Here is a 26,260-nt window from a genome sequence, read left to right as displayed (position 1 = left end):
GAGTATATTGCGTCCGACGACTAATCGGCTAGGCAATGACGAAAGTCGCTCGGGAGACCAACGGCAAGGATGCAGCACCAATCAGCGCCAGCAAAGCTTACGCACGTCGGCGCACCGTAAGAGAGTCCTCAGCACCGTCTGTTTCTGGGCGGAGAGCGTTAAGATCAGCAAATTTCGTTGCGCGGACACCAGGGCCAGGCTTACCCGTAAGCAGCCTTTAGCTCATGGATTGTTCTTGTTTTCGTGATTGCCTGGTGCTGGGAGGGCTAGCAGAGCTTGGCTAACGCTGCCCATGACGCGAGCCGCGAGATCAGCGCCCGAAACGTCCTCGTAGCGTGCGGGAATCCGTTCTTTCAAGCGAAATAATCGCTGATGTGCGGTCCGGGTAAGCTGACCGTAGGTGGCGGCAACCACTCGGCCGCGCACCCCACTCTCGTCTTTAATGTCTTTCTCTCGGGCTGTCTTCTGGGCAATCTCGTGGCCTACAACGAAGGCCCTGAACATAGGCGCCCCGTCGATCGCGCCACTTCCGAGAAAATCTTGGATATACCCGTCGGCTTGGTTCATTTCCTCTCGGCCAATAGTCGACGCTCCCTTTTTAAGCTCAATAACCAGGACGTCGCGAATTCGCGACAGATTGCCGTCAAGACTGTCGAACACTTCTGTCCCAACGACAGACAGGGTGGCGTCGGCAAGCGCAATGATGTCTGGTCTCTGCCGCGCGTTTTTGAATGCGGAAGCATCAACACGCTTCGCGAAAATCTTTTCGGTTGCGGTCCGCAAAGTCACATTAGAAGCGTATTCACTGCTGTCAAACTCTGGCCCGAACAACCAGCGAGCCTGCGTGATGAGAGGATGCAGAGTGTGGAGTTCATCGGTCGCCGGATCGCCACTCAGCTTCTCGATGGCCATTACGACAGCAAGCCTATGGTCTATCTCGTCCAGAACCGAGAGCGCATCCTGAATTGTCCATTGCCCAAGCAAGCGGTCGAGCCCGTCGATGTCGGCTTCATCCAGTTTAATTAGCTTTTCAAGCAAAGCCGCCCCGCCCCTGGCTTGCTCAAGATGAATGACTGCTTGAACGGCGGCCGAAAGCGCGTCCGGATGAATCGTGGGGACGGCCCTAACCAATTCTTGGGTGAAACCCGCAACTTCCAGCCGGCCCATCGCTGAAAGCTCTTTGAACTGCTCTCGTTTGCGAACCAACACTTCCTCGGAACTTTCCTCAACCATAGTCGCAGAAAGTTTCGAGAACATCTCCTGGGCATATCTGCGAACTACGTCAAAAAGCGCGTCAGAGCGCGGGCCGGGCTTGAACCTAGACCAGTCTGATTCTATTTCCGACATCCATCCGTCATCAGCCTTGACCACAATCGAATAACGTTTGGCAAAACGAGCGCGGCCGTCAATGATCGCCTCATTGCCAATTACCCAGTTCGGCGCTCCGACCAAGCGGCCGTTCACCCAAAAAGCCACGCCTTGGTATAAAGTTGATTTCGCTGTCCGCGTAGAATCGACCACGAATGCTTCGGCTGGGGCGCAGCCAGGAGCTTCCAACTGGCAGCGCTCAATCAATCCGGTTTGGTCTGCCAACGACACCGAATGCCCGTTCACTCGAACAACAAACTGTGGATCGTGCAGGAATCTCGCCGATAGGATGTTTCTGATGTTGATCGGGTCCGGCAAGTGCCGATCCACCGCGACTGACAGAATGGTGCCGCTTCCCGTCCTGAGAAACGATGTCTTTGTTTCCACACGGAAGGGATTCTTTCTGCTCTGGGTTCTAATTTCAAACGACGAACCCTTCCCGCCACGCCAAGTTTCCACGGAGTAGGAATCACCGAAGCAAAGCAACCCATGCCGGCCTACTCCGTTGCGCCCGTAGGCTCTTCGTTTCCAATCTTTGCGCTCCGGCGGAAACTCCACATTGGCGCTCTGGTTTTTAACGCGGTCGTAACCTAGCGTCATCCAACGCGCCTTAAAGTGAGACGCGGTCATCCCGTGGCCGTCGTCCTTCACAACAAGACTTGCGCCCCTCATCGACGGAATGGTGATATCCACCAGCGAAGCCCCAGCGTCCCATGCGTTGGCGACCAACTCCGTCAGCGCAACTGCGGAATCGCGTGCAATAGGGCCGAGCGTTCTGACGAGGTAATCTTCCTCGAACAGAGAGCCGAAGCCATGCTCCTGCTTTGTTGGTCCCCCCATTCAGCGTGGCTCCTTAAAGGCCATACTTGGTCTCGCGAATACTCAAAGAAGTTCGGCTCAATCTACAACATACAACGTCATCGTTGGTTTGTTGTGTTTTCCCTTGCCGCCCGCTTAGCAGCAACCCGGTGCTCCGTTCTATAGCATTCAGGGGCGCAACTTTTCTCGCTGTTGAAAAATTAGCCGATCGGAAGCTCCCAATCCGTGGCTTTTACGACGATAACCGTCTGACATCTTGCCGGCCATCCGTCGGCAAGTTGCTCCCCATTAATAATCCGCCATTCGCTCCGGCCGGAGCGCGCGATCCAAATAGTTCCTGTCAGTCTTTGGGTCATATTCGACTATTTGCCACTCCCGGCGCTCCTCCCAATAAATCATCATGACCTTGCCGTAATCTGGATGTGTCGCCTGCGCTTTCACGATGGCGTTGCGGACTTGATCGTTGATGTCTCGCTTTGTTTCCATTAACAATATGCCGTTGCCACGATGACGGTCGTTCACTCCGACCACAAAATCGGGATGAAAATCAGGTTGGCCAGGCAAGGGCATGAAAACGGAAAAAGGCTTCTTCGGTGGATTTCGATGCCACCAACTGACGGTCCCTGTGAGGTCGTTGTCGAGGTATTCTGCAAACGGTCGCTCCCAAGAGTTGAGGTCGCCAGGGAAAATTCCGTAAAGATTCATGCGCGCCGGGTCTAGCGCTTCAAACGATGTGATTTGAGTTGGTATCGGATCGGCCAGCTCGCTAACCGTATATTGCGCAACCGCCTCGGAGATCGCCCTTTTTAATTGGAGTGGTCGCAGCGCCAATATCTTATGCAAGCCCGCCCGCAACTTTTCGTCCGTGTCAAGGTGGTCGATCCCCTCCCGGTGCAGCTCCTTACGAAGTTGGTCCATCAAGGCCGCGTGGAGCTGACGCAAGTCGATTACGTCGCTGTCGTCTGCCTTGAAAAGGGCTTGCTGCGCTTTTGCATCGATCTCTTTCTGAGCCAAGTCCGCTCGAATTTCCTCCGGACGTTCCTTTCGGTTCTGGAAGATCTCGAGTTCTTCTTTCAATATGGTGGTGGCGTTCCGTTGGGCAACGAGCAACGCGTCTTTATCGAAGCGGAATCGGCCCACAACACTACGGACGATGTCAACATTATCCAGAGACAGCAGGGCCCGTCGAAACGCTGGCGGCGCGCCTGTGTCGGCCCGAAGAGGGTAGGTGAAGAGGCCAACTGGCTTTGTTGGCTTTTTTGGCTTTTCGGTGTGATCACTACGCGACGGGCCCAAGTCCCAAGCATCGAACAGCACATCCTGCAACGTGGGAGCGGCTGCTCCATCAGTTGCGCTCAATTCCTCGAAAAGGTCGTTGCCAGGCACCGAATTTTCCGCGCCTGTGCTCGCCGAATCTGCTGGATCGTGAAAAAAGGATAGCTGACCGCGGATGGTCATCTGTGCGACTGGCTCCTCCTCGCCTATCGCCACGATCGCGACGTTGCTGGTGACCGAAGCGAGCTCGGTCTTGACCGCATTTATCCTTTGCGCGGCATCGGTCAACCCGGTCTGGCCGGTGTTGTCGGACAAGAACACGTAACCGTAGTTGAGCTGGGGAGGCATGTCCTCCATGACCTGAAGGCGCCGATCCACGCGAAGGATGCGCCCTACGATCTGAACGCCAAAATCCTCGTCGCGGCTTGGTCGGAATGAGACGAGAGTGAAAGCGCGCGGAGCGTCAAACCCCGTGGCGACGGCAAGTTTAAAAATCAAAACTTCCACCGACTCGTCTGCTGCGATCGTTGACAAGTATGGGTCTGGCTCATCGGCCGTATGGGACCTGATGAGGCCGCTATCGCCCTCGCTGCGAAAGCCCAGGTCTTTTAGCCATTGCGTCGCCTGCTCGACTGAGCCCGGTTCGCTGTCGACTTGCACGAGCAAAAGCGGTGTTATCGTCGTCCCTGCGTCCAGCAGCGTTTGCTTGATCTTTTTATGAGTAGAAACAGCTTGCTTCAATGCTGTTTTTTTGAAGTCAATTAGGCCCTGGACGTCCGCTGGCGCCTTGAAGACCGCCACCTTGACGCCTTCCTTAATCAGTCGATCATCAATCGCTTGCTGCCTTGATACGGTGATCCGGCGCAAATTCGAAATCGACATGGCCTTTACAAAAAGCTCGATTTCTTTGTCGCGAGGGGTAGCGGTCACCAAAACCGTCAGCTCCGGGGCAAGAATATCCTTATAGAACGCGTAAGCTTGCGTTTGGCCACGAAAAGTATGGTGAGCTTCATCAATCACCACACCGATTGAAAATCCCTGTGAGCGGGCGTAAACGAGCAAATCGTCAATCGAAGGCATGATTTCTGTGCTCGTCCGAGCCTTGCGACTCAGCTCGTTGGCTACGGCCACGCCTGACCATGTTGTCACAAATACATCGCCCGACGCGAGGTCGTTCGGATCGCGATCCGTGATTGGATTCTTGGGCCGAAGAGTGTCAAATTCGCTGCGAATCGTTCGAACCGCTTGTTCTATAAGCCCCGCGAACGGCGCAATCCAAAACCAGATGACCGGGGGCAGCCCGCCCGTGTTTTTGCCTTGGCTAATTCGCTCGGCGACATGACCGGCCATCAAGGTCTTTCCGGTGCCCGTCGGCGCTTCGAACAACAGCACGCCTACGTCTCCGACGATAAGTCTTTTGTTAGCTTCGTATTGAGACGTCCCCCGGACCTTCGCGAGTTCGCGCAAGCATGTAGTCAGGACGGCCGTTCCGTTTTCCACCGCCTCTGTCTGAAAACGCTTCATTGCGGTGCCATATATCTGAACGGCGGTCACAGGTCGACCCTCCCAAAACGCTCGATCAGGTAGTCTGGGATCTTTTCAATAGCGACTTGGCTTTGTTTGAACCGTTGACGAATGACCCCCGGCTGCCATGAGTAAACGATGCACGACTTCCTCGATGAGTCAAAATGAGAGCGCAAAGCGTCAATCACAGCTTGGTTGATCTGCGGAACATAAATAATGTCGTGGGCATCCTCGCCACCATCAAGCTGTTGAAACAACGCCTTTTCGTTGTAGGCGGACACGGCATTCGCGTGCAACTGCTGCAAGACAAACCAGATTTGGTCGTGCCGAATGTCGATGGCAAGCGTCTCCCGAGGAACTCGATTGGTTCTCATATAAGCGAATTCGCCGCGAAGCCCTTTCACACTCACAGTGCCCTTCGCGGTTCGATATGAATATCCTTCAATCGCAGAACGGAGCCGCTTGGCTGTTATGTCGCGGCAAACATTTTGGTCCGGCTTCGCCTTCGTGGCCTCAGTTGAGGACACGAGGATGAACGAGCGATTGCCGTTATCTTCATCGTTCAGGGCCAACACAGCATGCCCGGTGGTGCCCGAGCCCGCGAAAAAGTCCATCACGATATGCCCGTCATCGCTCGTAGTAACTTGCCGGATCAAGGATTTAATCAAACTTATTGGCTTTGGATAAGGAAAATCCTTGTTGCCGACCATTTGGGCCAACAGCGTAGTTCCCTCGCTAGTAAAACCGGCCTTCAACACCGTCACGTCGCTTTGGTCAATGAAGTCCAAATCTGCTTTTTTGGTTGAAGACGGAAGAATCCATGTGGATACGGGTTTTGCGTCCTTTTTGATGTCCGTCAAAAACCTCTTATATCTGGGTTTGCCAAAGCCTATTCGCTTTCCGACCCAAAATTCCACCGGAGGAATATTGTCGAGTATCTTTTTTGCTGCCGCCGACGAGCCGGCATCCTTCGCGAATTCGTCCAACCGTTCATAAACCCGGAGATTATGCGGCGCGGTGCCTTCTTTGATGGCGCGAAGAAGTTCCCGCTTGGTTTTGAAAATTGCGGTCTTTCCGCTGTCTGGCCAGGAGATTCGTTTCTCTTTAATAAGAGTTTCCATGTCTTTGGAACGCAATTTCTTGTTTTCCGAGCGCTCTTCCGTGGCGAATCTCCAAACACTGTCGGGGTCGCACGGATACCAAGTGTCGGACGCGGGGTCGTGAATGGGGTAAAAAGCATCCGTTCTTTGTCGAATGTCTTTCCCTTGGTTCAACGGCCCATCGATCCAGGCGCCACGACGGTCACCATCATCGGTCGCCTTAGACCAATCCTTCTTCATGCCTGCAAAAGCGAATCCGGGTTTTGCGAAACACAGCACGTATTCGTGATCGGCGCTGAGAAACCATTCCTTTTCGTCATTTGCGCCGCTACGGCGGCGCCAAACGAACGTCCCAACTCGCATGCCGGGAAAAACTTGCTCCATCAGCAAAGTAAGGTGAGCATTCTCGATGTCGTCGATCGAAACTAGGATCACGCCATCGTCGGCCAGCAGATCCTTGGCTAAAAGCAATCGGCGAAACATGAATTCGAGCCATTTCGAATGACGATAGCCATCGTCTTTTTCAACAAAAGTATCGTTGAAAACGAAATCCTTATTCCCCGTGTTATAGGGGGGATCAATATAAATGCATTTAACTCTGCCGCGATACGCGATGTGCAGATAACGCAAGGCATCAAAGTTATCGCCTTCGATCAGCAAATTGTCGAAGGGCGCCTCGCCAACGGACCGAGCTAAGTCAAGCTCCAGGGTGACAAAATCGTCGTTTAGCGATCGCTCATGCTCGATTTCATCGCGCTCCCACACAAGACCCAGCTTGCGTGTTGCATCCCGCCTTTTCAGTAACGAGATGAGATCTTCTTTGGTCAAGTGGTCGTAACTAGCCGCCATGCGGTTTCCTAAGTTTTGCTGCGATGAAGCCAACCGGCGACAGCTGACACCGAGCATGATCTGGCTCAAAAGCACACAATTTTACCGGCCTTTGGACGAAAGCTGGCCGAAAATATAACCACGAAGAAGCGGCCCGGAAAATTCCCACACAACAGTCTAGACCGCCACACTCCCCGCAGAAAAACCTCTTGTGCCAGAGCATTCGCTGCCGTTCTCGCAGGATGGGTTGCCAAGTGAAGACGCCTTCCTATACCGAGCACCCAAAGGTATCTGACTGACCCTGAAAAATGATGGACATGGGAACAATAGTTCGGCGCGCGAGGCCCCATATCTATGTGACGGAACGAGCCATGGCAATGGCCGTCATCGTCACGGGGCTGGTCGGCCGAACTGGCGGAGTGTATTTGTAACCGCCCGTAAGCTTCACGGTTTGGCGCACCCCAGCGCCCGGCGTTTGCGTTCCGTTTCCGAGGCTTGTGGTGCCGGTCGGTCTGAAACTCGCCGCGGAGGCACCGGCCCTTGACCAATCCGCGCCGGGAGCGCCGCAGACAATGCGTCCACCCCGGCAGCAGCAGTCTCTGAGTTGCGTCAATCAAAAAACCGCGATGAACCACACCACCTTGTGGGCAAAATCCCTCAAGGATCGGGGGAATCCGCCGGTGCCTTAATAAGGTTTTTAAAACCAAATTACGCTTATTGAGGCTTTTATTGATTCCGGCGCGCAAACGAGGGGTCGTTGCTTTCGCGAGCATGAGCTTGATTGGTCGTCCCGGCGCTACCTTCGATTACAACGGACACGGGCGTGTTTTAAGCGCTTGTTTTTTTCGATAGCAATGCCGTGGGCGTATTGTGTTTTCCGATGAGCGGCGTTGTTTTATCTCATGCGATCGATTAAAAAGCGGCACGAACAATCCGCTATTAGTTGCGGTGTTCGTGCCGTAGTTTGATTGGTGCATTTTGTCGATCGCTCCAACATCAAACACCGCGGACGAAATGACCATCAAAATTGCTGTTGAGCTGTTCGTCGCTGTGATCACCCTCGGCGCTTTCGCATTTAGCTCCCGCATCGCCGTGCGCAACAGGAAAGCGGACAGCGCTGGCGGAATGGTTGGAAAAAATAGTAATCAAATTAAGCAGATGTGCCCGATTGCTGCGAACAGAAGCAAAGCAGTTACTCGCAGAATTAAGGCGACGGTGGCCGATTTTTCTGCTGAGCGCCTGTTGGGTTAGTCAACACCCACCACCCCCCGGAGATAAATATGGATTATATTTTTTGCGCGCTGGCAATAGTGTTGTTCGTTATATTTGTATGCGGATCATGGCAAATTGCGAAGTCTGGTGAACCTATTCCCTCGTTGTTAAAGCTATTTAAAGAAAAGCATATTTCAAAAAAGAAACGATGATTGCTGTAAGCATAAAATAGAAAACAATTGCCCCTAATCGTTTCCAAAAATTGCCAAGAACGCCGGCAGCCAACGCTGCGTTGAAAGATAGTCGGCCAACCGTGCTAAGGAAACGCTGAACAAAGCAGCATCGTGCAACGCTGTGCGCACGATGCGGATTCCTTCGTGAACCGGCAGCGGATTTGGCTACCAGCCGCTGAGAATTTTCACTTCTGTGGGGCTTTCGCCCCCGTTTTCGCGCGCTATGCCGCCTCGCAGACGGAGTTCTCCATTGATTGCAGCAACGCTTTCTTTGCAATCACCAAATTGCCCAGCGCAAACAACGCATCGTACTGCGCACCGTTTTTAGCCAGACCCCGGTAGCGAGCCTTCTTCTGGTTGAACAGGTTCTTCACCACATGAAACGGATGTTCGACCCGCGCCCGGATTTGCGCTTTGACCTTCTCCAGGGCCTGCGTCAACTGCTTCAACGGCCCTTCGGCCATGCCCTTTAGCTTGGCACGCTTCATCGCCACCGACCATTGCACTTGCGTCTTGATGGCACCGTCGCCTTGCGCCTTCATTATCTCTTCGCGCTTTTGCACCCCCGTGTAACCCGCATCGAGAAACACGTGATCCTCTTGACCATGCAGCACCTCATGGGTGTGTGCCACATCAGACTCGTTGGCCGCCGTGTAGTGCGTGCTATGCACCAGGCCCGACTCAGCGTCAACGCCCACGTGCGCCTTCATGCCGTGGTACCACTGATTACGCTTTTTCGTTTGATGCATCTCAGGGTCGCGCGCCTTGTCGCGATTCTTCGTCGAGGTCGGTGCGTTGATCAAGGTGGCGTCCACCATCGTCCCCTCGCGCATCATCAGCCCGCGCTCGCGCAAGTGCGCGTTGATTTCCTCCAACAGCACAGCAGTCAACTTGTGCGCCTCCAGCAGCCGACGAAACTTCAGCACCGTGGTCGCGTCCGGCGCCTCCTCATGTCCCAGATCGATACCGACAAATTGCCGGATGGCCGCGCTGTCGCTCACCGCATCTTCCAGCCCCTCGTCGGACAATGCGTACCATTGCTGCACAAAGTACAGCCGCAGCATGCGCTCCAGCCCAATTGGCGGACGCCCCCTCGCGCCCTTCGGGTAGTGGGGCTCCAATGCCCCCAGCAAGCGCGACCACGGCACGACTTGCTCCATCTCGCCCAGGAATTTCTCGCGCCGCGTAACCCGCTTCTTGCCTTGGTGTTCTGCACTCGCAAAACTGATTTGTCGCATCCGTATCGCTCCGTCGTCGTTCCAGCTCTAACAACGCTTCACTACGTCACAGCGTTTACAAACGCGTCGATTAAATCAGCGTTTCCCTAACGGCTGCGGTGAAAGCGACAATCGCGATAACCAAGCCCCATGCCCCAAAAGGTAGATGTGGCTCAGGCCCGACCTTGAACGCAATGATCAAAGCAAGCAAGGGCACGCTGACGGCGACAAGATAATTCATGGAATGCTCCAAACGGAAATTGCGTGATACTATCAGTGAGCCGTTTTCCTTCATACGAATTTCTGGCTCGCTGGCGCCAAGCGATTGATTTTGCAGCGAAATTGGGTTGGGTGGGTTGCCCTCCCTGATTCGCCACCAGTATTACTAAGGCCCTGACTCGTCAGGGCCTTTTTCATTCTGGCACGTGGCAAAACCTCTCAGGGTGCGTCTCCATCGAGAGTTCGCCACCATGCTGACGCCCTACCTGCCGTCACGCCTTCGCCGCACCCCATGCGGGGTCTTCCACTACCGCATCGTCCTGCCTCCTCACCTCGCTGCCGCCGCTGGCAAGAAAGAGGTTTGGCGGTCCCTTCGCACCCGTGATCCTGAGCGCGCTAAACTGCTGGCCTACCTGCTCAACGCCCGCTTCTCCATGTTGAAAAAGCCCTCCCTGGCCGATCTGCTTGCCCTCTCGCCCGACGACTTCCAGCAGTTTACGATCCACGGGTTGCAGGTGGGGAAGTTCAAGGCCGAACGGGTCGATCTGGACAGCACGACGCCGGACACCTTGCAACGCGATCAGGCCGCGCTGAAGGACCTGATCATGACGTTCGATACCCTGCCCCTCAGCCAGAGTTGACGCCCGAGGAAGCGGCGGACGCTGCCGAAATGATCGCGCTGAACAAGGCCACCAAGACGAAGCATCTGCCGGAGTGCGTCCGGCTCTACCTCGACAGCAAGCAGGGGGAGATTTCGCCGGCCAGCATGAAAGACTACAAGAACGGGCTGGCGATGTTCATCCGCTGGGCTGGCGACGAAACCCCGATCGGCATCTGCGATTGGGACTTTGTGCGGGGCTACTTTGAGTTCTTGCAGTGGCTGCCGACGAACTACGGGAAACGCCGCAAGAAGGATTTCGGTGGTCAGGAGGCCCGCACGTTTGTTGCCGCCGCCCAGGATCGGAACGAACGGCCGGACGACGTGATCAGCGCCCCGACGCGGAAGCAACAACAACGCATTTTGAACGGCTTCTTTGTCTGGGCGATCGAGGCCAAGCAATACAAGGGCGACAATCCGGCGGCGGCGCAGGTCAAGATGTCGAAGGCCCAGCGCGCAAAGATCAATGCCGGACGCGGCTACCTGCCGTTCACCTCCGACGCCCTGCGCCAAATTTTCGAGCCGACCCGGTTCCTGGCCTTCGCCAACACCCCGGAAGACTTCTTCCTGCCACTGCTCGGGCGCACGCATGAACGAACTGGCGCAAGCCCGCGTGAAGGACATCCGGCGGTCGGGCGATCGCTGGTTTCTGGACATCCAACCGGACCACACCGGGGATGACGAGACTGAGACGCGGGTGAAAACGGTGAGCAGCATCCGATCAGCCCCAATCCATCCGGACCTGCTCCGGTTGGGCTTGATCGCCTACGCCCTGGAACTCGGCGAACGTGGCGCGGTGCGGCTGTTTCCGCACCTGCCGCGCGATGCGAAGCGCAAGCACACCCGGAACCCCTCGCGACGCTTTGGCGACTACCTGACGGCGCTCGGGATCAAGGACAGCCGGCGCTTTGCCCTACCGTCCTTCCGGATCGCCCTGATCCAACGACTGAAAGGGGCCGGCGTCGCCAAGGATACCCGCATGGAACTGGTAGGCCATGCCCCGCGCGACGTGCACGACGGGGTCTACGCCGGCCAGTTTGAAGACGAGTTCCTGGCCACGCAAACGCTCGACCGGGTGCAGTTCGATGAGGTCGATCCGGTGGCCCGGGTCACTGATCATCGCGCTGCGATCGATGAAAAAAACGCATCCATCGGCAGATTGAGCGGCGCGCGCCCGCTTTTCCTGCTCAGGGCCTTACCGCGCGCTGTCGCGCGCCTGCGGGGAGTAGTGAAGGGTTTTACCGTGCCTGATCATGGTGGCCGGTAGCCCTTCGGGGCCTTCGGCCTGTAACCCTGACGGGTGGCTTACGCCTGTGCCCGATCATGGTGGCCCAACCGGGAAAGGTGCGGTTCTGCTTCCCCTGGGCCCGGCTTGGCCCGAACCCGTCCGAAGACGGCGGGCACTACGCCGGGAGTGAGAGCGCTGCGCTACTCACCTACGGACAGTTCAAGGCGCGCAGCGCCCCCGGTGCCGGGTCTGTCCACCCCATGACAGGGGCGTCTTTCCGTTGACGCTGTGCACCGTGTCCCGGCCGTCGCCGGGCGCTCTCCCGCTCATCGCGTCTCACCCATTCAACACCGAGCCGTCGGCGCACACGATCCGGGCCAGTTTGAGCCATACCCGGAGCCCTACGCGGGACGAAGTGTTGGGGGTCGTGGACGGACGCTGGGCGTGCGGTTCAAGGTCGTCGACTCCGGGCCGCTTTCGCTGACCAGTCAACGCCGGGGAGTGGTTACCCTGGCGCGCACTTGCTCGGACCTCCGGCGGCTCCTCTGCTGGCGCACCCGGGGCCGGACCATGCGGGGCGGAAACTTGACCGGCTGCTTCGGTGCGCTAGGACGGTCCTGCGGGGCCGAAGGTTGGGTTGTCGTAGAGCGACCTACACGATCCAGTTCCGGGTGCTGACAACATCGCGGAACCGCAACCCCACACTACGAAAGCGCCGGCCCCCTGTCAACCAGGGGAGCGTTCGCTGCCCACTTTGGCCGGGTCGGGCCAGTCGCGCTGACCGTGAGCGGTCCGTTTTCCTGGAGATTCATTTCCGGCTCGCGACAGCCAGTCGGAATGCCAATCCGGTGAATACTGACCCAAGCAGATATTGAGGAATCCGCGACCGGCGGCGTTTGCCTGACCACCGTTTGTTAAGTTGACTTGCTGAGAGAATGACGACCCCGTTCACAATCAGGCCGATAAAGTTGAGCACGGTCGCGAGCGTTAAGATCTGAAAGGCCACCGCCCCATCTTGGGGACGAACAAACTGCGGGAAAAGTGCAAGGACAAACAGCGCCATCTTTGGATTGAGCAGGTTGGTTAGCAAGCCCTGTCTAAAAATCTTTCGAATGGCATGCCGACCTTCGTTTGGTGCTGGCGAAGTCGGGATAGGAGTTATGCGAAAGGTCTTCCATGCAAGATATAGCAGGTAGGCAGCGCCGGCGAACCGCACTACATCGTATGCGATGGGAACAGCGAGAAACAACCGGGAGAGGCCAAACGCTGCCGCCATTGCATGACAATAAGTTCCCAATAGGATCCCGGCAAGCGATGCAAAGCCAGCAGATCGTCCCTGGGTAACGCTTCTGGATGCTATCAGCAGCATGTCCGGACCTGGTGTCATCGTGAGGGCAAGACAGGCGGTCGAGAAAAGGCCGAGGGTGCCGAGGCTAATCATAAGAAGTCCCTTTTGTCCGTGTGGCGCAAAAGGGACCTCAGTTTAATGAGCGCATTTTATGAGGTCAATCCGTTTGAATGGCTGCGTTAGATAAGTTCATCAATCCCTTCGAGTCGGTAAGCGCTGTTTCCGAAGTCCTCCATAAAAACCGCCACGGGCGGAACGGAGATCCGGCCCGGCTTGCGCGATCGCGCCAACCTGCCATCCTGGATAGGTAGCCTCCAATCGGCAGGACATGTATATGGCTCCCCGCGCACAACGTATGCCGCTCTCATTGTTGGACGGTCATGGACCGTCCAACAATGAGGTGTTTGGTCATCGTTCAGATGATCAAACACAAGGCCGTAGCGTGAGCGAAGGCCGAACGCGTAATTGCGGGAGCAAACACGCGCCGGCTCGATGCGGAAGCAGCGAGCCGAGCCTGGACTGCGGGAGCAGGCCGGGCGACTCCCAGACTGACACCCGAGCACCGACCCCATCCCTGAAAGTGCGTAAAGACGCCCGCTTGGACCGGAAACGCCCCGCCGGACAGAGAGAAGTATGCTGCGGCCCATTGTCTATGCCGGTTCGAATGTCGACGCGGGCGTGACTTCACTTAAGCAACGCAAGCTCGGAAGAATATGAGCCCATTCGCGCCTTCTTTGATATCAGCTCGGCAGTATTTCTTGGTGTCTTGATAGATCACAATTCTCCGCAGACCGGCATCAGACCTTCGCGGCCGTTCCTGCGATGAGTCGATTAAACACCCCCGCATGCGTCACACTCATCCCATGCGACGCACCCTCAATCGTCACTCTCCGCGCCCCTTCGATCCAACTTTCCAGCGCGTTGACCGCATCCCGAAACATCCTTGGGCTCTTCTCCCCATCGATTAGCAGCGTAGGGCATTGCACCCTCCTCGCAGCCTGCGAATCGTACGCCGGCAACGGATCTCTAAACTGCAACGCCAGCGTATTTGCGTTATCCATCGCCATGGCCTTGAACTCTTTCGGACTCCTCGCCCAGAACCCCGGCCGACTCACCGAATCGACAAAAAGCTCCAACCCCGCATCCACGTCCCCGCGACCAATCAACTCCGCCGCCTTCGCCCGTAACGCGTTAATCGGCGCAGGCAACACCGTCCGCGCTCTCCCATCATCGCCCCGAGCCACCGCCCCACCCGGATCAGCCAACACCAACGACTTCACCAACTCCGGATATCTAACAGCCAGATGAAACGCGACACACCCACCCCGCGAGTGCCCGACAACATTCACCGCCCCAACGCCCAGCCGTTCGATAAACCGTCCCAACTCATCAACATGCGCGTCCCAGCTAAACTGCCTTGACCCACCGGCCATCGCACTAAACCCCATCACCCCCGATGGCCAGTAATGCGAAAGACTAGGCGCGACACATCGATATTGCTTCGCAAGCGGCCCTAACTGCGGCTTCCAGTATCGAAAGTCACAAAGCGATCCATGGACGAAGAGCATCACCTCATCGTGTTCGTGCCCGGTTTGAACAAAGGGAACTTGCAGACCATCATCGAGCGTGGCGATATCCGGCGCTGGCAGGCCAAAAAGTTGCGAGGAATCCACTCCATCCAACAGCTTCATCCGACACAACTCCGCTTAGCGAAAAACATCAAAACCATCACTCCGGCGCTGTAGCCCGAACGGTGACCATATCGCCCATGCTGCGATCATCGTCGTCATCGAGCGAAGAGGAAGACGAAGCAGACCCCAACGCAGCAGACCCCAAAGAATCCAAAGGAATAGCCTCCACCGGAAACCCCTTCTTCTCCCACGCGTCCAACCCACCCTTTAGCGGCCGCACATTCCGAAACCCCTTCGCCTGCAACTGCCGAACAATATGCTTGGCCGTCGCCTCATTCGGACACACGCAATACACCACGACCTCATGCTCGCGAAACATCGGATCGATTTTTCGTGACGACTCCAGATCCAGCGGAATCGCGCCCTTGATCCGATGCGCCTCCTTCCGCCTCACCTCTTCCGGCCGGGCATCGAAAATAACGGGCGGTGCATCGGAGCGCATCATTTCATCGAGTTGTTCGGGCGAGATCCGATACTTCGCGAGCCATCGACGAAACTGAATACGCCGCGCCCATCGGTACGCCAAGAACGCACCCGCAGCCAGGCCGAGCACATCGAGCGCGGTGAGCCCATACGTCCGCACGAACACCAGCAGATTCGCCACTTCGGCCTTCAAGATCGCGCCGCCGAGCATCCACGCCGATGCCCAAAGCGCCGCGCCCACCAGATCCCAGAACACGAAAACGCGCACATCGATCTGCGTCGTCCCGAGCAACGGCGACGACACCAATCCCAATCCCGGAACGAATTTAGACAGCGCGAGCAAAGGCACGCCGAACCGCTCGAACCAACTCCGGGCGGTACGCAAAGTGGTATCGAGGGAAAGTGAGAACCGCACAAGCGATGTCAGGAATCGCCGGCCATATAACCGCCCGGCAGCAAACCAGAGCGAATCGGCGATAACCACCGCGATGACCGCGGCCGCCAACATATGCCAGAACGAAGCCAGCCCGGCCGCGACGAGCGTGCCGGCGAGCACCAGCATGGGTGCAGCGGGAATGGGGACGCCGAGTTGGGTGGCGAGCACGCTGACGAACACGGCCCACGCGCCCCACGACGACACAACGGAGATCGGGACGTGCGGCAATTCGGGCTCCTTCGGAAGGATGCGGAGCGCCGCGGTGTGAACGACTTCTAACTGATCAATATCAACAAAACGGCGCTCGGACCCGCAACTTTATCTCGAAAATGAAAATATCGCCGAATGTGCCGATCGTCGGTTATCTCCTTGTTACCCCTCGATTCGAGCCCGCGTGACGCCGAGCAAACCGCCCATCGCGTCACGCGCCGCCGCTGAATTCCGCGCGACGATGCCATCGAAAACGGCCGTATGTTCCGCCATCGATGCGTTGAAAACCTCCGCCCGCCGCGCATTCAACCGCAACTGCGCCTCAAGCGTACGCTCGATCAACGTCCCGAGCGGCACGAGCAACTCATTGCTGCACGCATTCAACACGCTCAAGTGAAACCGCAAATCGGCACGAACCCATTCATCGACATTGCGGGCATCCAGCATCGCTTGATGTGCTTGGCTTAAACGTGCCAACGAGGAGTCGTCGTGATTTGCGGCGGCCAGCGCAGCGGCATAAGGCTCGATCATCTCGCGCATTTCCTGCAGCTTGATCGCGAACTGCAACGGCTTCGCGACCCGCGAATACCATTCCAAAACATCCGCATCGAGAAGATTCCAGGCCTGCCGAGGCCGCACGCGCGTCCCGATCTTCGGCCGCGATTCAATCAATCCCTTCGATGTCAGCGTCCGCAACGCCTCCCGCAGCACGGTCCGGCTGACGCCAAAACGCTCCATCAGTTCGGCTTCGCGCGGCAACGTGGACGCCGGCGGAAAAACGCCGCGCAGAATCTCGGTGCCAAGCTCATACGCCACGCGTCCGTGCAGATCGTGCTGGATATCCTTCCCCTTCGCTCAAAGTAATAACGCTGGTACGGCGCTGGATTATACGGACCCTTCCCTGACAAGGGTTTCCGTCAAATAGTACTATTAATATACACGTCAAACGGATTTTTGATAGCATAGAAACCCTCGTTCCCCACTCACCGGAAAATTCAGGAGAGCCAGCATGAAAATCACCAAACTCGAAACTTTTATCGTTCCACCGCGCTGGTGCTTCCTGAAGATCACGACCGATGAAGGCATCGTCGGCTGGGGCGAACCGGTCGTGGAAGGCCGCGCGCACACGGTCGCAGCCGCCGTCGATGAGTTGTCGGACTATCTGATCGGCAAGGACCCGCTGCTGATCGAAGACCACTGGCAGGTCATGTATCGCGCGGGGTTTTATCGCGGCGGGCCCATCGGCATGAGCGCGATTGCGGGCGTCGACCAGGCGCTGTGGGACATCAAGGGCAAGCATCACGGCGTGCCCATCCACGCGCTGCTCGGCGGCCAGGTCCGCGACCGCATCAAGGTGTATTCGTGGATCGGCGGCGACCGCCCAAGCGACGTCGCAAACAACGCGCGCGCCGTCGTGGATCGCGGCTTCAAGGCGGTGAAGATGAACGGTTCGGAAGAACTTCAGATCATCGATACCTTCGACAAGGTTCAAGCCGTCATCAACAACGTGGCGGCGGTGCGTGAGGCGGTCGGACCGAATATCGGCATCGGCGTGGACTTCCACGGCCGCGTGCACAAGCCGATGGCGAAGGTGCTCGCGAAGGAACTCGACCCGTTCAAGCTGCTGTTTATCGAAGAGCCGGTGTTGTCGGAGAACGTTGAGGCGTTGCGCGACATCGTGAACCAGACGAGCACGCCGATCGCGCTCGGCGAGCGTCTGTACTCGCGCTGGGACTTCAAGCACATCCTGGCGGGCGGTTACGTCGACATCATCCAGCCGGACGCATCGCACGCGGGCGGAATTACGGAGTGCCGCAAGATTGCATCGATGGCCGAAGCCTACGACGTCGCCCTCGCCTTGCATTGCCCGCTCGGCCCGATCGCGCTGGCAACCTGTCTTCAAATCGATGCCGTCAGCTACAACGCCTTCATCCAGGAGCAAAGCCTCGGGATTCACTACAACAAGGGCAACGATCTGCTCGATTACATCAAGAACCCAGAAGTCTTCAAATACGAAGACGGCATGGTGATGATTCCGCAAGGACCGGGCTTGGGCATTGAAGTGAACGAGGAGAAAGTGCGCGAGATGGCGAAGGTTGGGCATCGCTGGCGCAATCCGGTGTGGCGTCACGCGGATGGCAGCGTTGCAGAGTGGTAACACGAGAATTGCGCTGCACCGCACTATGCAAAATGAGCGGGCATCGTAGAATAGCGCCATTGATACGACAATTTCGTCTCAATGGCGTTACGTAACATGCTGGCGAAATGCTTTTGGCCAACGGGTTACAACACTGGATATGGCTTCCTCACGGCGCACTAAACTCATGTGCCGGAAGGGTTTGCCGAAGGTGAGACGCCTGGCCCGCGTCTTGCATTATCTGGCGTAAGTGTGTTTGTTTCGACCCAGCGCCCGGGAAGAGCGCAACGACCAAGCTAGTGAGCCCAGCATGTATTACTACACCCTTCCAGATGAATTCGTCCGCACGCAGATGGCCGTCGGCGCGTTGGTGCTGTTCGGCGTGCTGCGGGTGATCTGTGCCGCCGTGGGCGCGCAGCACAGCTGGCGCATGTCGACGGTGACGCGCTGCTTTATCGGCGCTGCCGTGCTGTTTTGCCTGCCGCAACTCCTCGACGTCATCTTGTCGTCGCCCATGTCGCACCGGGCGTTCATCGAGTTGCAGGGCAAGGCGATTGGCTGCGCGCTGGCATTGTTCTGCGCACCCATCGTGAGTCACAGACTGGGCTACGAGTGACTATCGGCGTTTTGTAACTCCAGCTACGCCATCGCAGAAAAACCCGGCACGCTGTGCGACAGCACGGCGGCCGCGACAAACACCGCAACAATCAGCAACGCCTCCATCCGCATGACGCCCGTGAATGTGCGCGCATCGACTGTCGATGCAGTGCGCTGCAATCGCGGCATGACGGACCATCGGTTTATGGCGCCAAGCAACAATGCCGTCGCAATAAATACACCCTTCACGACCAGCGCGTGGCCCCACCCGCTTGTTTCGAGCGCTTGGACCGATCCGCCCAGCCCCCGCCACGCGTTGTAAATCCCGGTAAGGATCACCAGCGATACGGCAACGACCGCTGCCGTGGAAACCTTCCCGGCAAGTCGTATCAACGAGGCCCGCGCAAGCGATGTCCCAAGCGCCGGCAACACCCGCCATGCACTCGCGATAACCAACCCGCCCCACACGGCCGTCGCCAGCAGATGGACCGTCTGCACGCCTTCAGCTAGAGAAAAGGCGCCGGCATCGGCGGCATGGCCTATCGACGCCTTGCCGGCCGCCGCCACCAGTGCGCCAACCGCGAACACGCCAATGCGCGGACCGCCTTTCGGCGTACTCAAAACCGAAGCCAATACCATCAACACGCTGCCGGCGAACGCGATCGCCCAGCCCATGCCGGCGTGCGTGCCGGTCACCACGGTGACGACGGCATCGAAGGCTTGAAAGAGAGGCGCGCCGCTCATCGATGCCGCCTGCAAACAGACCAGCACGAGGTCCGCCACCGCGAGCACGACAGCGCCGCCCGTGCTCAGCCGACGCGCCCTGACCCAGCCGAGACGCGCGGGTGAAACGGGCGCAGCCGCGTTTTCCTTCGATAACCACACGCTCAGGAACGCCCCACCAAGCGCGCAGGCAAACGCGATGTCGGCGAGCGCGGCAATGAGGACTTGAGCGAACCACAGCGGATCGTCGCTCATGAATACGCCTGAACGACGTGATCCAGGCCGAAAGTGAAAACAAGCAAGGAATGCATTGAAGGTTCGATGAAGGGCCGAAGAAGGAACAAAACAAGAAACAAAAACAAACCCCAGGAACGCGAGTCTAGCGGAACGGGCACATGGAATGCACCAGGGCCTAGAGACATCCGAGCCACACAAAACCGCCCCCAAACCCAACAAATCTCGTCGATACTTTGTTCGGCACATCGACTATTAGACGTCACCCATAGCCAAAAACCTCTGTCGATCGGTCGCGCGTCAAATTGTCGCGTACACGTTGAAAGTGCGGTGCAACAGGCCAAGGCACAAATAGTCACCATCAGGCAACGATGATAGAATGCCGCGTCGCATCAGGGGCTCGCAGAGCCAATGTGGCAATGGTTCACCACATATTCGCACCGGGCCGAACGAAGCTCGGCAGGTCCTCGAAATTCATGGAGTGTCGCGTGTCTTCAAGACGCATTTTCCGTCCGTTGCTCGCCCCGCTAATGGCTCTGGCGCTGATCGGCACAGCCAGCATTGCCGGCGCAGCAGAAGCCCCGGCGCCCGCTACAGCCGCCGCCCAGCCAATGGCGCCGGACACCATGGCAGCGCGTGTCCAGGGTTGCACGGCATGTCACGGCGTCCACGGCGAAGGCACGGACAACGACTATTTCCCGCGGCTTGCCGGCAAGCCGGCTGACTACATCTACAACCAGTTGGAGAACTTCCGCGAAGGCCGCCGGAAGTATCCGCCAATGAACTACCTCGTCACGTATCTCTCCGACGACTACCTTCATCAGATCGCCACGTATTTCTCGGAACAGCGTCCGCCGTATCCGCAGCCGGCCAAGCCGACTGTGTCGGCATCAACGTTGTCGAAAGGCCAGCAGATCGTTCTGAACGGCGATGCCGGACGCAACATTCCCGCCTGCGCGGCGTGCCACGGCACGAACCTGACGGGTATGCAACCGGCTATTCCGGGTCTCGTAGGATTGCACTCCGACTACATCAGCGCGCAACTTGGCGCCTGGCGTGCGGGCTCGCGTCACGCGAAAGCACCTGACTGCATGCAACAGATCGCCACCCGCCTGACCGACGACGACGTGACTGCTGTCGCCGCCTGGCTGTCCACGCAAACCGCACCGGCTAATCCGGTACCCGCGCCTGCAGGCTCGCGCAAAACGCCGCTCGCCTGCGGCAGCGAACCGCAATAAGGCGCGAGGAGCGAGAAGAATATGAAACGCAAGTCCCTGTTCGCACTTTCGGCTGTTGTTGTCATCACGGCCGCCGCAGCCGCAGCCGCACTCTGGTCGGGTGGCAACACCTTCCATTCGGGCGGCGCCGTTGCGGCCGTGCCCGCCGACCAGACCGAGTTGATCAAACGCGGTGAATATCTGGCGCGCGCCGGTGACTGTATTGCCTGCCACACGGTTCGCGGCGGCAAGACGTTTGCCGGCGGCCTGCCCATGCTCACGCCGTTCGGCACGCTCTACACGCCGAACATCACGCCGGACGACCAGTACGGCATTGGCAAATGGACATCGGACGATTTCTACCGGTCGATCCACCTCGGCCGCTCGAAAGACGGCAGCCTGCTGTACCCGGCCATGCCGTTCACGGCTTATACCAAGGTCACGCGCGCCGACTCGGACGCCATGTTCGCGTACATGCGCTCGGTGCCCCCGGTCAATGTGGCCAGCCGTCCGCACGAACTGCGCTTCCCGTTCAACCAGCGCAACATGCTGATTGGCTGGCGCGTGCTGTTCTTCAGCGAAGGCGAATTCAAGCCGGATCCCACCAAGTCGGTTGAGTGGAACCGCGGTGCTTACCTGATCGAAGGGCTTGGCCATTGCAGCATGTGCCATACATCGATCAACCCGCTCGGCGGCCCGGTCAGCTCGGCAGCCTTCGGCGGCGGTCTGATCCCGCTGCAGAACTGGTACGCACCGTCGCTGACGTCGAACAAGGAAGCCGGACTTGGCGACTGGGACATCAAGGACATCAACGACCTGCTGAAAACCGGTGTGTCCCAGCGCGGCGCCGTGTTTGGCCCGATGGCCGAAGTGGTTCACAACAGCTTGCAGTACATGACGGACGCGGATATCAACGCCATGTCGACGTTCCTGAAGTCGATCCCGCAAAAGGGCGAAGCGCCGGAAACGATGCAGTTCGAAACATCGGCTCAGTTTGGTTCGGAATTGCTGCAACAGGGCAAGAAGATCTACACGGAAAACTGCGCGAAGTGCCACGCGGAAAATGGTCTCGGCAAACCGCCGGCCTACCCGCCGCTTGCCACGAACCAGTCCATCCAGATGCAGTCGGCCGTGAACCCGATCCGCATGGTGCTCAATGGCGGTTATCCGCCGAGCACGGAAGGCAACCCGCATCCGTATGGCATGCCGCCGTTCGCTCAATCGCTGTCGGATACGGAAGTGGCTGCAGTGGTGACGTACATTCGGATGTCTTGGGGCAACCACGGTACGCCGGTATCGCCGCAACAGGTCAGCAACTTGCGTTCGGCTCCGCTCGACTGATAACTGTTTAAAGAAGGGTTTTCCGCAGGTAGCGTAAAATACGCGGAAAGGCGCAAGCAGGGCGCAGGCCTCGAAACCGGGGCGGCGCCCTTCTTCTTTTTTGAGCACGAATAAGTGGAACGCGGGTAGTCAGGCCAGACGGAACTCGGAGCGGTAAAATGCCCGGGTGCGTTTGAGGGCTCAGTTCTCGGCTCATTTGGCAGATTACCCAGCTTCGGTCTCACACTTTTTAAAGCAGAAAAGCGCGGCATTTCAGACAGGATCGCAATACCGCGATAAGGATGGTCGATGTACTTAGGTGAACGGTTCAACAGCGTTACCCATCTCGTCGGCACGGTGCTGTCGTTGGCTGGGCTTGCAACGCTCGTCACCATGGCCGCGATGGAACGCGACCCGTACAAGATCGTCAGTTTTGCGGTGTACGGCGCCATGCTGCTCGTGCTGTACACAATCTCTACGCTGTACCACTGGGTCCGCAGTCCACGGGCCAAGGCGGTATTGCAGAAATGCGATCATTCGGCCATTTACTTGCTGATCGCAGGAAGTTACACACCGTTCACGCTTGTTACGCTTCGCGGCCCATGGGGCTGGTCGTTATTCGGGGTAAGCTGGGGGCTCGCCGCTCTCGGCATTGTTCAGGAACTCACGCTCGGGCGTCGAACCCGCAGCGTGTCGATGGTGATTTACGTGATGATGGGCTGGCTCGCGCTCGTAGCCATCCGTCCTCTCGTTTCGGCACTACCGCCCGCCGGCACGGCGTGGCTGCTGGCCGGCGGTTTGATCTACAGCGCCGGCATTTACTTTTTCATCAACGACGAGCGCATCCGGCATGGACATGGCATCTGGCACCTGTTCGTGTTGGGCGGCAGCTTGTGTCAATTCGTCAGCATTGCACGCTACGTAGCGTGAGCCTGCCTTGAAACGGCACCTAATGCCTGACGCGAAGCGTTTTACGGCGTTTCAAATGCAACTTAACGCCAGTCAGCGTGTCTTGATAGCGCGTTGATCTTCGCGGCAACTTTCCCGGCGCTCGTAGCTTTCGTTTTGAGCAAGCGCCCCGAACGTCATGCCGCCCGATTTCCTCGATCGTCGTACGCACGCACCTCGTTGTGCGAGCCGCCTTTTTTTGGGGCTTCAGAGCCCTTTGGGGCTTTAAGCGAAAAGCGCCGGTCGTCATACCGAATCTGTGAATACTTATGTCTTTTGATTCCCTCGGCTTGTCCGAACCCCTGCTTCGCGCTGTCAACGAACTCGGCTACACCATTCCAACCCCCATCCAGTTGCAGGCCATTCCGGCTGTGCTGAACGGCGGTGACCTGCTCGCCGGCGCCCAAACAGGCACGGGCAAGACGGCCGGTTTTACGCTGCCTATCCTGCAACGTTTGTCCGAAGCTCCCGCGCCTTTGGCAGGCGCCAAGCGCCCGGTCCGCGCGCTGATCCTCACGCCTACGCGCGAACTCGCCGCCCAGGTGGAAGAAAGCGTGCGCGGCTACGGTAAGTATCTGAAACTGAAATCGACGGTGATGTTCGGCGGCGTGGGCATCAATCCCCAAATCGATGCATTGCGTCGCGGTGTGGATATCGTCGTGGCAACGCCCGGCCGATTGCTCGATCACATGCAGCAGAAGACCATCGACTTGTCGAAGCTCGAAATTCTCGTGCTCGACGAAGCCGATCGTATGCTCGACATGGGCTTTATCCACGACATCAAGCGCGTGCTCGCCAAGTTGCCGCCGAAGCGCCAGAACCTGCTGTTCTCGGCTACGTTCTCGGAAGAAATCAAGACGCTTGCGGATAGCCTGCTCGATCGCCCGGCGTTGATCGAAGTGGCGCGTCGGAATTCGACCGTTGAAGCGATCGCGCAGAAGATTCACCCCGTCGATCGTGACAAGAAGCGCGAGTTGCTCACGCATCTGATTCAAAAGAACAACTGGTTCCAGGTGCTGGTCTTCACGCGTACGAAGCATGGCGCGAACCGGCTCGCCGAGCAGTTGACGAAGGACGGGATCAGCGCGCTGGCCATTCACGGCAACAAGAGCCAGTCGGCGCGTACGCGTGCTTTGGCCGAGTTCAAGGACAACACGCTGCAGGTGCTGGTAGCCACGGATATTGCGGCGCGCGGTATCGACATCGACCAGTTGCCGCATGTGGTCAACTTCGATCTGCCGAATGTGCCGGAGGATTATGTTCACCGGATCGGCCGTACGGGTCGTGCAGGTGCAACGGGTGAGGCGCTGTCGCTGGTTTGTGTCGATGAACATCAGTTGCTCAAAGACATCGAACGCCTGATCAAGCGGCCGATTCCGCAGGAAGTTATCGCAGGTTTTGAACCGGATCTGACGCAGAAGCCGGAACCGATTCTCCGACGCGGCCAAGGCGGCGGCGGTGCACGCCAAGGTCAAGGTGCGCCGCGTCAAGGTGCGCCGAAGCAATCGAACGGCGGCGGACGGTCGTCATCTTCGGCCAAGCCGGCTGGGAACGGCGGCGGCAATGGCGGCAATGGCGGTAATGGTGGCGGCTACGGTTCGCGCTCGCCGAAACCCGTTGCGGCGAAAACCGGTGGCAATGGCAGTGCGCCGCGCAAACCAGAAGGCTCACGGCCGGCTGGCGCTGCTTTGCTCGGCGGCAAACCGCGCACTGAAGGCAGCGGCGGTGCAGGCCGGCGCGATACACCCCGCACTGGACAACGCGGGCGTTAAGTAGCGCGAGGGAGGCGTCCCTCATCGCACTCGATAAAAAAGCGGAGCCTCGGCTCCGCTTTTTTGTGTTTTTTGTTTCAGGCAGCGGCACTGGCCGCACGCTTCAGCACGTCAATCTGTTCTCGCCAGCGCGTCAGCACAGCGTCCCCCTGCCCTTGCGCGAACTCGAATCCAATGCCCTGCACAAGTCGTGCATAAGGCACCTTCTGCCATTCCCCGCTTTCTATCGTCGCGATAAAACACTTGAACGGCGCACCCTCCAAGGTCGCAATTCGCGTCTGAAGCTGGACCTGGAAAAAGGCTTCATCGAAGACGAAAGTCAGTGTGGCGCAGCCCGTCTTCGACACCAACCGCGCCGCCCGCGATTGCGGCCACAACGAGAAGCACAACGTGCCCGGATCCGGCGCGAACAGTTCACCAACGCTCAGCAGCGACGTCCGCACGCGGCCTTCATCGGCTGCGAGCAACGACGCCGTGAAGCCCGTTTTCGTTTCTATCGATGTACCGTCGAACAAGGTTCGCAAACCCGGAGGCCATTCGTCGAACGTATCGTGCTCGAGACCGGGTGCGCCGGACGCAGTGGAATCGGTCATGCGGATCTCCGTGAAAAGACGATGGCCCGCGAAAGCGGGCCATCGATTAACGCTTGGCGAACCGTTCGATGCAAACGGCGGCTTGGCCTATCGGAAGAACACGTGCTGCGTGATCTTTGCGAGCGGATAGTGCACGCTAGGCTGAATGCGGGCCGGCAGATCGAGCGGCTTGAGCAACATCTTCACGCACATATCAGCCGACAAATTGCGCCGGACCAACGCATTTACCCGCGCCGCCAACTCGCGGTTGTGCGCGGTGTCGTTCGCGCGGTCCGGGTAGCGGATGGCAAACACATGGCGCAGCGCGATCTCGGAATCCTCATTCTTGATTTCCATTACACGGCGCAGCAAGGCGCCGAGAACAGCGAAGCGGCCATTGCCTTCAATCTTGTTGTACTTCTTGAAGAAGCGGAAGAAGTGCTTGTAATGGCGGACTTCGTCGGTGCGGATGTTGTCGGTGAGTTGCTTGAGCACTGGTTCGTCCGAGCACTCGTTAATGGCCCGATACAGCGTGGCCGTCCCGGTCTCAACCACGCAGCGCGCGACCATTTCAAGCGCGCGCGTTTTCTCGAAGTCCTCGACTGAACACGTCAGCGAGTACTCAGCGAAGAAATTCTTGAACGCCGTGTCCCAATCGAACTCAGGCCATACATGGTGGATATACGTCTTCAACGCGCGCCCGTGCTGCATTTCTTCCGGCTCCCACTCGTTGTTGAGCCAGTCGGACACTTCAGGGTCGTCGTTGAAATACGTGCTCAAGTTGCTCGTATAAAGATCGGTTCCGCTCTCAATGAACGAAGCCGCGCAAAGCAACAAGAGAAGGTGTTCATTGGATGCCGCTTTACGCCGGTCGATCCGGGACAGGTCGATGTCTTCGATCCGCCAGGGCATCACGTGGGTACTATCACTGTGCATAAAAATCGCGCTCCC

22 protein-coding genes are annotated in these 26,260 nt (G+C 57.9%); 10 read left to right on the top strand and 12 right to left on the bottom strand.

Features of this window, described 5'->3' with window-relative positions; translation table 11 throughout:
* Positions 1–222 precede the first annotated feature (222 nt).
* The 3 genes from ACMX25_RS12275 to ACMX25_RS12265 all read right to left on the bottom strand — a co-directional run bounded on the left by ACMX25_RS12275 (position 223) and on the right by ACMX25_RS12265 (position 6,992).
* Positions 223–2,208 (bottom strand): ATP-binding protein, encoded by a 1,986-nt coding sequence (locus ACMX25_RS12275; RefSeq protein WP_414950208.1) that lies wholly within the window; start codon positions 2,206–2,208, stop codon positions 223–225.
* Between the two features lie 267 nt (positions 2,209–2,475).
* Positions 2,476–5,016: a DEAD/DEAH box helicase gene (locus ACMX25_RS12270; protein WP_414950206.1), complete on the bottom strand. Its 2,541-nt coding sequence runs from the start codon at positions 5,014–5,016 to the stop codon at positions 2,476–2,478.
* Positions 5,013–6,992 (bottom strand): site-specific DNA-methyltransferase, encoded by a 1,980-nt coding sequence (locus tag ACMX25_RS12265; RefSeq protein WP_414950204.1) that lies wholly within the window; start codon positions 6,990–6,992, stop codon positions 5,013–5,015. The genes ACMX25_RS12270 and ACMX25_RS12265 overlap by 4 nt, the downstream gene beginning before the upstream one ends.
* Positions 6,993–7,928: 936 nt before the next feature.
* On the opposite strand from ACMX25_RS12265, the gene ACMX25_RS12260 reads away from it, so the two are divergent.
* Positions 7,929–8,165 (top strand): hypothetical protein, encoded by a 237-nt coding sequence (locus tag ACMX25_RS12260; protein WP_414950202.1) that lies wholly within the window; start codon positions 7,929–7,931, stop codon positions 8,163–8,165.
* 415 nt (positions 8,166–8,580) lie between these two features.
* Here ACMX25_RS12260 and ACMX25_RS12255 read toward each other — a convergent pair whose 3' ends face one another.
* Positions 8,581–9,597 carry an IS5 family transposase gene (locus ACMX25_RS12255; protein ID WP_414950200.1) on the bottom strand — a complete coding sequence of 339 codons (1,017 nt, stop codon included), beginning with the start codon at positions 9,595–9,597 and terminating at the stop codon, positions 8,581–8,583.
* Between the two features lie 70 nt (positions 9,598–9,667).
* A complete protein-coding gene (locus ACMX25_RS12250) occupies positions 9,668–9,817 on the bottom strand; it encodes a hypothetical protein (protein WP_414950198.1) in 150 nt (49 codons plus the stop codon).
* A gap of 229 nt (positions 9,818–10,046) precedes the next feature.
* On the opposite strand from ACMX25_RS12250, the gene ACMX25_RS12245 reads away from it, so the two are divergent.
* From ACMX25_RS12245 to ACMX25_RS12235, 3 genes are read left to right on the top strand one after another with little or no spacing between them, the layout of a single operon-like run.
* Positions 10,047–10,436 (top strand): DUF6538 domain-containing protein, encoded by a 390-nt coding sequence (locus ACMX25_RS12245; protein WP_414950196.1) that lies wholly within the window; start codon positions 10,047–10,049, stop codon positions 10,434–10,436.
* 29 nt (positions 10,437–10,465) lie between these two features.
* Positions 10,466–11,134 carry a hypothetical protein gene (locus ACMX25_RS12240; RefSeq protein WP_414950195.1) on the top strand — a complete coding sequence of 223 codons (669 nt, stop codon included), beginning with the start codon at positions 10,466–10,468 and terminating at the stop codon, positions 11,132–11,134.
* Positions 11,043–11,720 (top strand): site-specific integrase, encoded by a 678-nt coding sequence (locus ACMX25_RS12235; protein WP_414950193.1) that lies wholly within the window; start codon positions 11,043–11,045, stop codon positions 11,718–11,720. Before ACMX25_RS12240 ends, ACMX25_RS12235 begins: the two co-directional genes overlap by 92 nt.
* A gap of 769 nt (positions 11,721–12,489) precedes the next feature.
* Here the strand turns inward: ACMX25_RS12235 and ACMX25_RS12230 are convergent.
* The 4 genes from ACMX25_RS12230 to ACMX25_RS12215 form a co-directional block, all read right to left on the bottom strand.
* Positions 12,490–13,122, bottom strand: a complete 633-nt coding sequence (locus ACMX25_RS12230; protein WP_414950191.1) for a LysE family translocator — start codon at positions 13,120–13,122, stop codon at positions 12,490–12,492.
* 704 nt (positions 13,123–13,826) lie between these two features.
* Positions 13,827–14,720, bottom strand: coding sequence for an alpha/beta fold hydrolase (locus tag ACMX25_RS12225; RefSeq protein ID WP_414950189.1), 894 nt, complete (start codon positions 14,718–14,720; stop codon positions 13,827–13,829).
* A gap of 37 nt (positions 14,721–14,757) precedes the next feature.
* Positions 14,758–15,807 carry a DedA family protein/thiosulfate sulfurtransferase GlpE gene (locus tag ACMX25_RS12220; protein WP_414950187.1) on the bottom strand — a complete coding sequence of 350 codons (1,050 nt, stop codon included), beginning with the start codon at positions 15,805–15,807 and terminating at the stop codon, positions 14,758–14,760.
* A gap of 144 nt (positions 15,808–15,951) precedes the next feature.
* Positions 15,952–16,629, bottom strand: a complete 678-nt coding sequence (locus ACMX25_RS12215; protein ID WP_414950293.1) for a FadR/GntR family transcriptional regulator — start codon at positions 16,627–16,629, stop codon at positions 15,952–15,954.
* 169 nt (positions 16,630–16,798) lie between these two features.
* Between ACMX25_RS12215 and dgoD the strand changes: the two genes are divergently transcribed.
* Both dgoD and ACMX25_RS12205 read left to right on the top strand, forming a co-directional pair.
* Positions 16,799–17,947 carry a galactonate dehydratase gene (dgoD, locus tag ACMX25_RS12210; protein WP_031359553.1) on the top strand — a complete coding sequence of 383 codons (1,149 nt, stop codon included), beginning with the start codon at positions 16,799–16,801 and terminating at the stop codon, positions 17,945–17,947.
* A gap of 289 nt (positions 17,948–18,236) precedes the next feature.
* Positions 18,237–18,542 carry a hypothetical protein gene (locus ACMX25_RS12205; RefSeq protein WP_414950185.1) on the top strand — a complete coding sequence of 102 codons (306 nt, stop codon included), beginning with the start codon at positions 18,237–18,239 and terminating at the stop codon, positions 18,540–18,542.
* Between the two features lie 23 nt (positions 18,543–18,565).
* Here ACMX25_RS12205 and ACMX25_RS12200 read toward each other — a convergent pair whose 3' ends face one another.
* Positions 18,566–19,501, bottom strand: coding sequence for a CopD family protein (locus ACMX25_RS12200; protein ID WP_414950183.1), 936 nt, complete (start codon positions 19,499–19,501; stop codon positions 18,566–18,568).
* A 455-nt stretch (positions 19,502–19,956) separates the two neighbouring features.
* On the opposite strand from ACMX25_RS12200, the gene ACMX25_RS12195 reads away from it, so the two are divergent.
* From ACMX25_RS12195 to ACMX25_RS12180, 4 genes are all read left to right on the top strand, one after another.
* Positions 19,957–20,718: a c-type cytochrome gene (locus ACMX25_RS12195; RefSeq protein WP_414950181.1), complete on the top strand. Its 762-nt coding sequence runs from the start codon at positions 19,957–19,959 to the stop codon at positions 20,716–20,718.
* Positions 20,719–20,739: 21 nt separating this feature from the next.
* A complete protein-coding gene (locus ACMX25_RS12190; protein WP_414950179.1) occupies positions 20,740–22,038 on the top strand; it encodes a c-type cytochrome in 1,299 nt (432 codons plus the stop codon).
* A 288-nt stretch (positions 22,039–22,326) separates the two neighbouring features.
* The gene (trhA, locus tag ACMX25_RS12185; protein WP_414950177.1) at positions 22,327–22,947 is read left to right on the top strand and encodes a PAQR family membrane homeostasis protein TrhA; all 621 of its coding nucleotides are present in this window, start codon (positions 22,327–22,329) and stop codon (positions 22,945–22,947) included.
* 287 nt (positions 22,948–23,234) lie between these two features.
* Positions 23,235–24,737 (top strand): DEAD/DEAH box helicase, encoded by a 1,503-nt coding sequence (locus tag ACMX25_RS12180; protein WP_414950176.1) that lies wholly within the window; start codon positions 23,235–23,237, stop codon positions 24,735–24,737.
* A 77-nt stretch (positions 24,738–24,814) separates the two neighbouring features.
* Here ACMX25_RS12180 and ACMX25_RS12175 read toward each other — a convergent pair whose 3' ends face one another.
* Together ACMX25_RS12175 and ACMX25_RS12170 are read right to left on the bottom strand one after the other, a co-directional pair.
* A complete protein-coding gene (locus ACMX25_RS12175; RefSeq protein WP_414950174.1) occupies positions 24,815–25,330 on the bottom strand; it encodes a hypothetical protein in 516 nt (171 codons plus the stop codon).
* An 87-nt stretch (positions 25,331–25,417) separates the two neighbouring features.
* Entirely contained in the window at positions 25,418–26,245 is an 828-nt protein-coding gene (locus ACMX25_RS12170) for a ferritin-like domain-containing protein (RefSeq protein ID WP_414950173.1), read from the bottom strand.
* Positions 26,246–26,260 lie beyond the last annotated feature (15 nt).

Source organism: Caballeronia eucalypticola, assembly GCF_047608185.1.
Lineage (GTDB): Bacteria > Pseudomonadota > Gammaproteobacteria > Burkholderiales > Burkholderiaceae > Caballeronia.
Note: the sequence above shows the minus strand (reverse complement) of the source record. Positions and strands in the feature narration are given on the sequence as shown.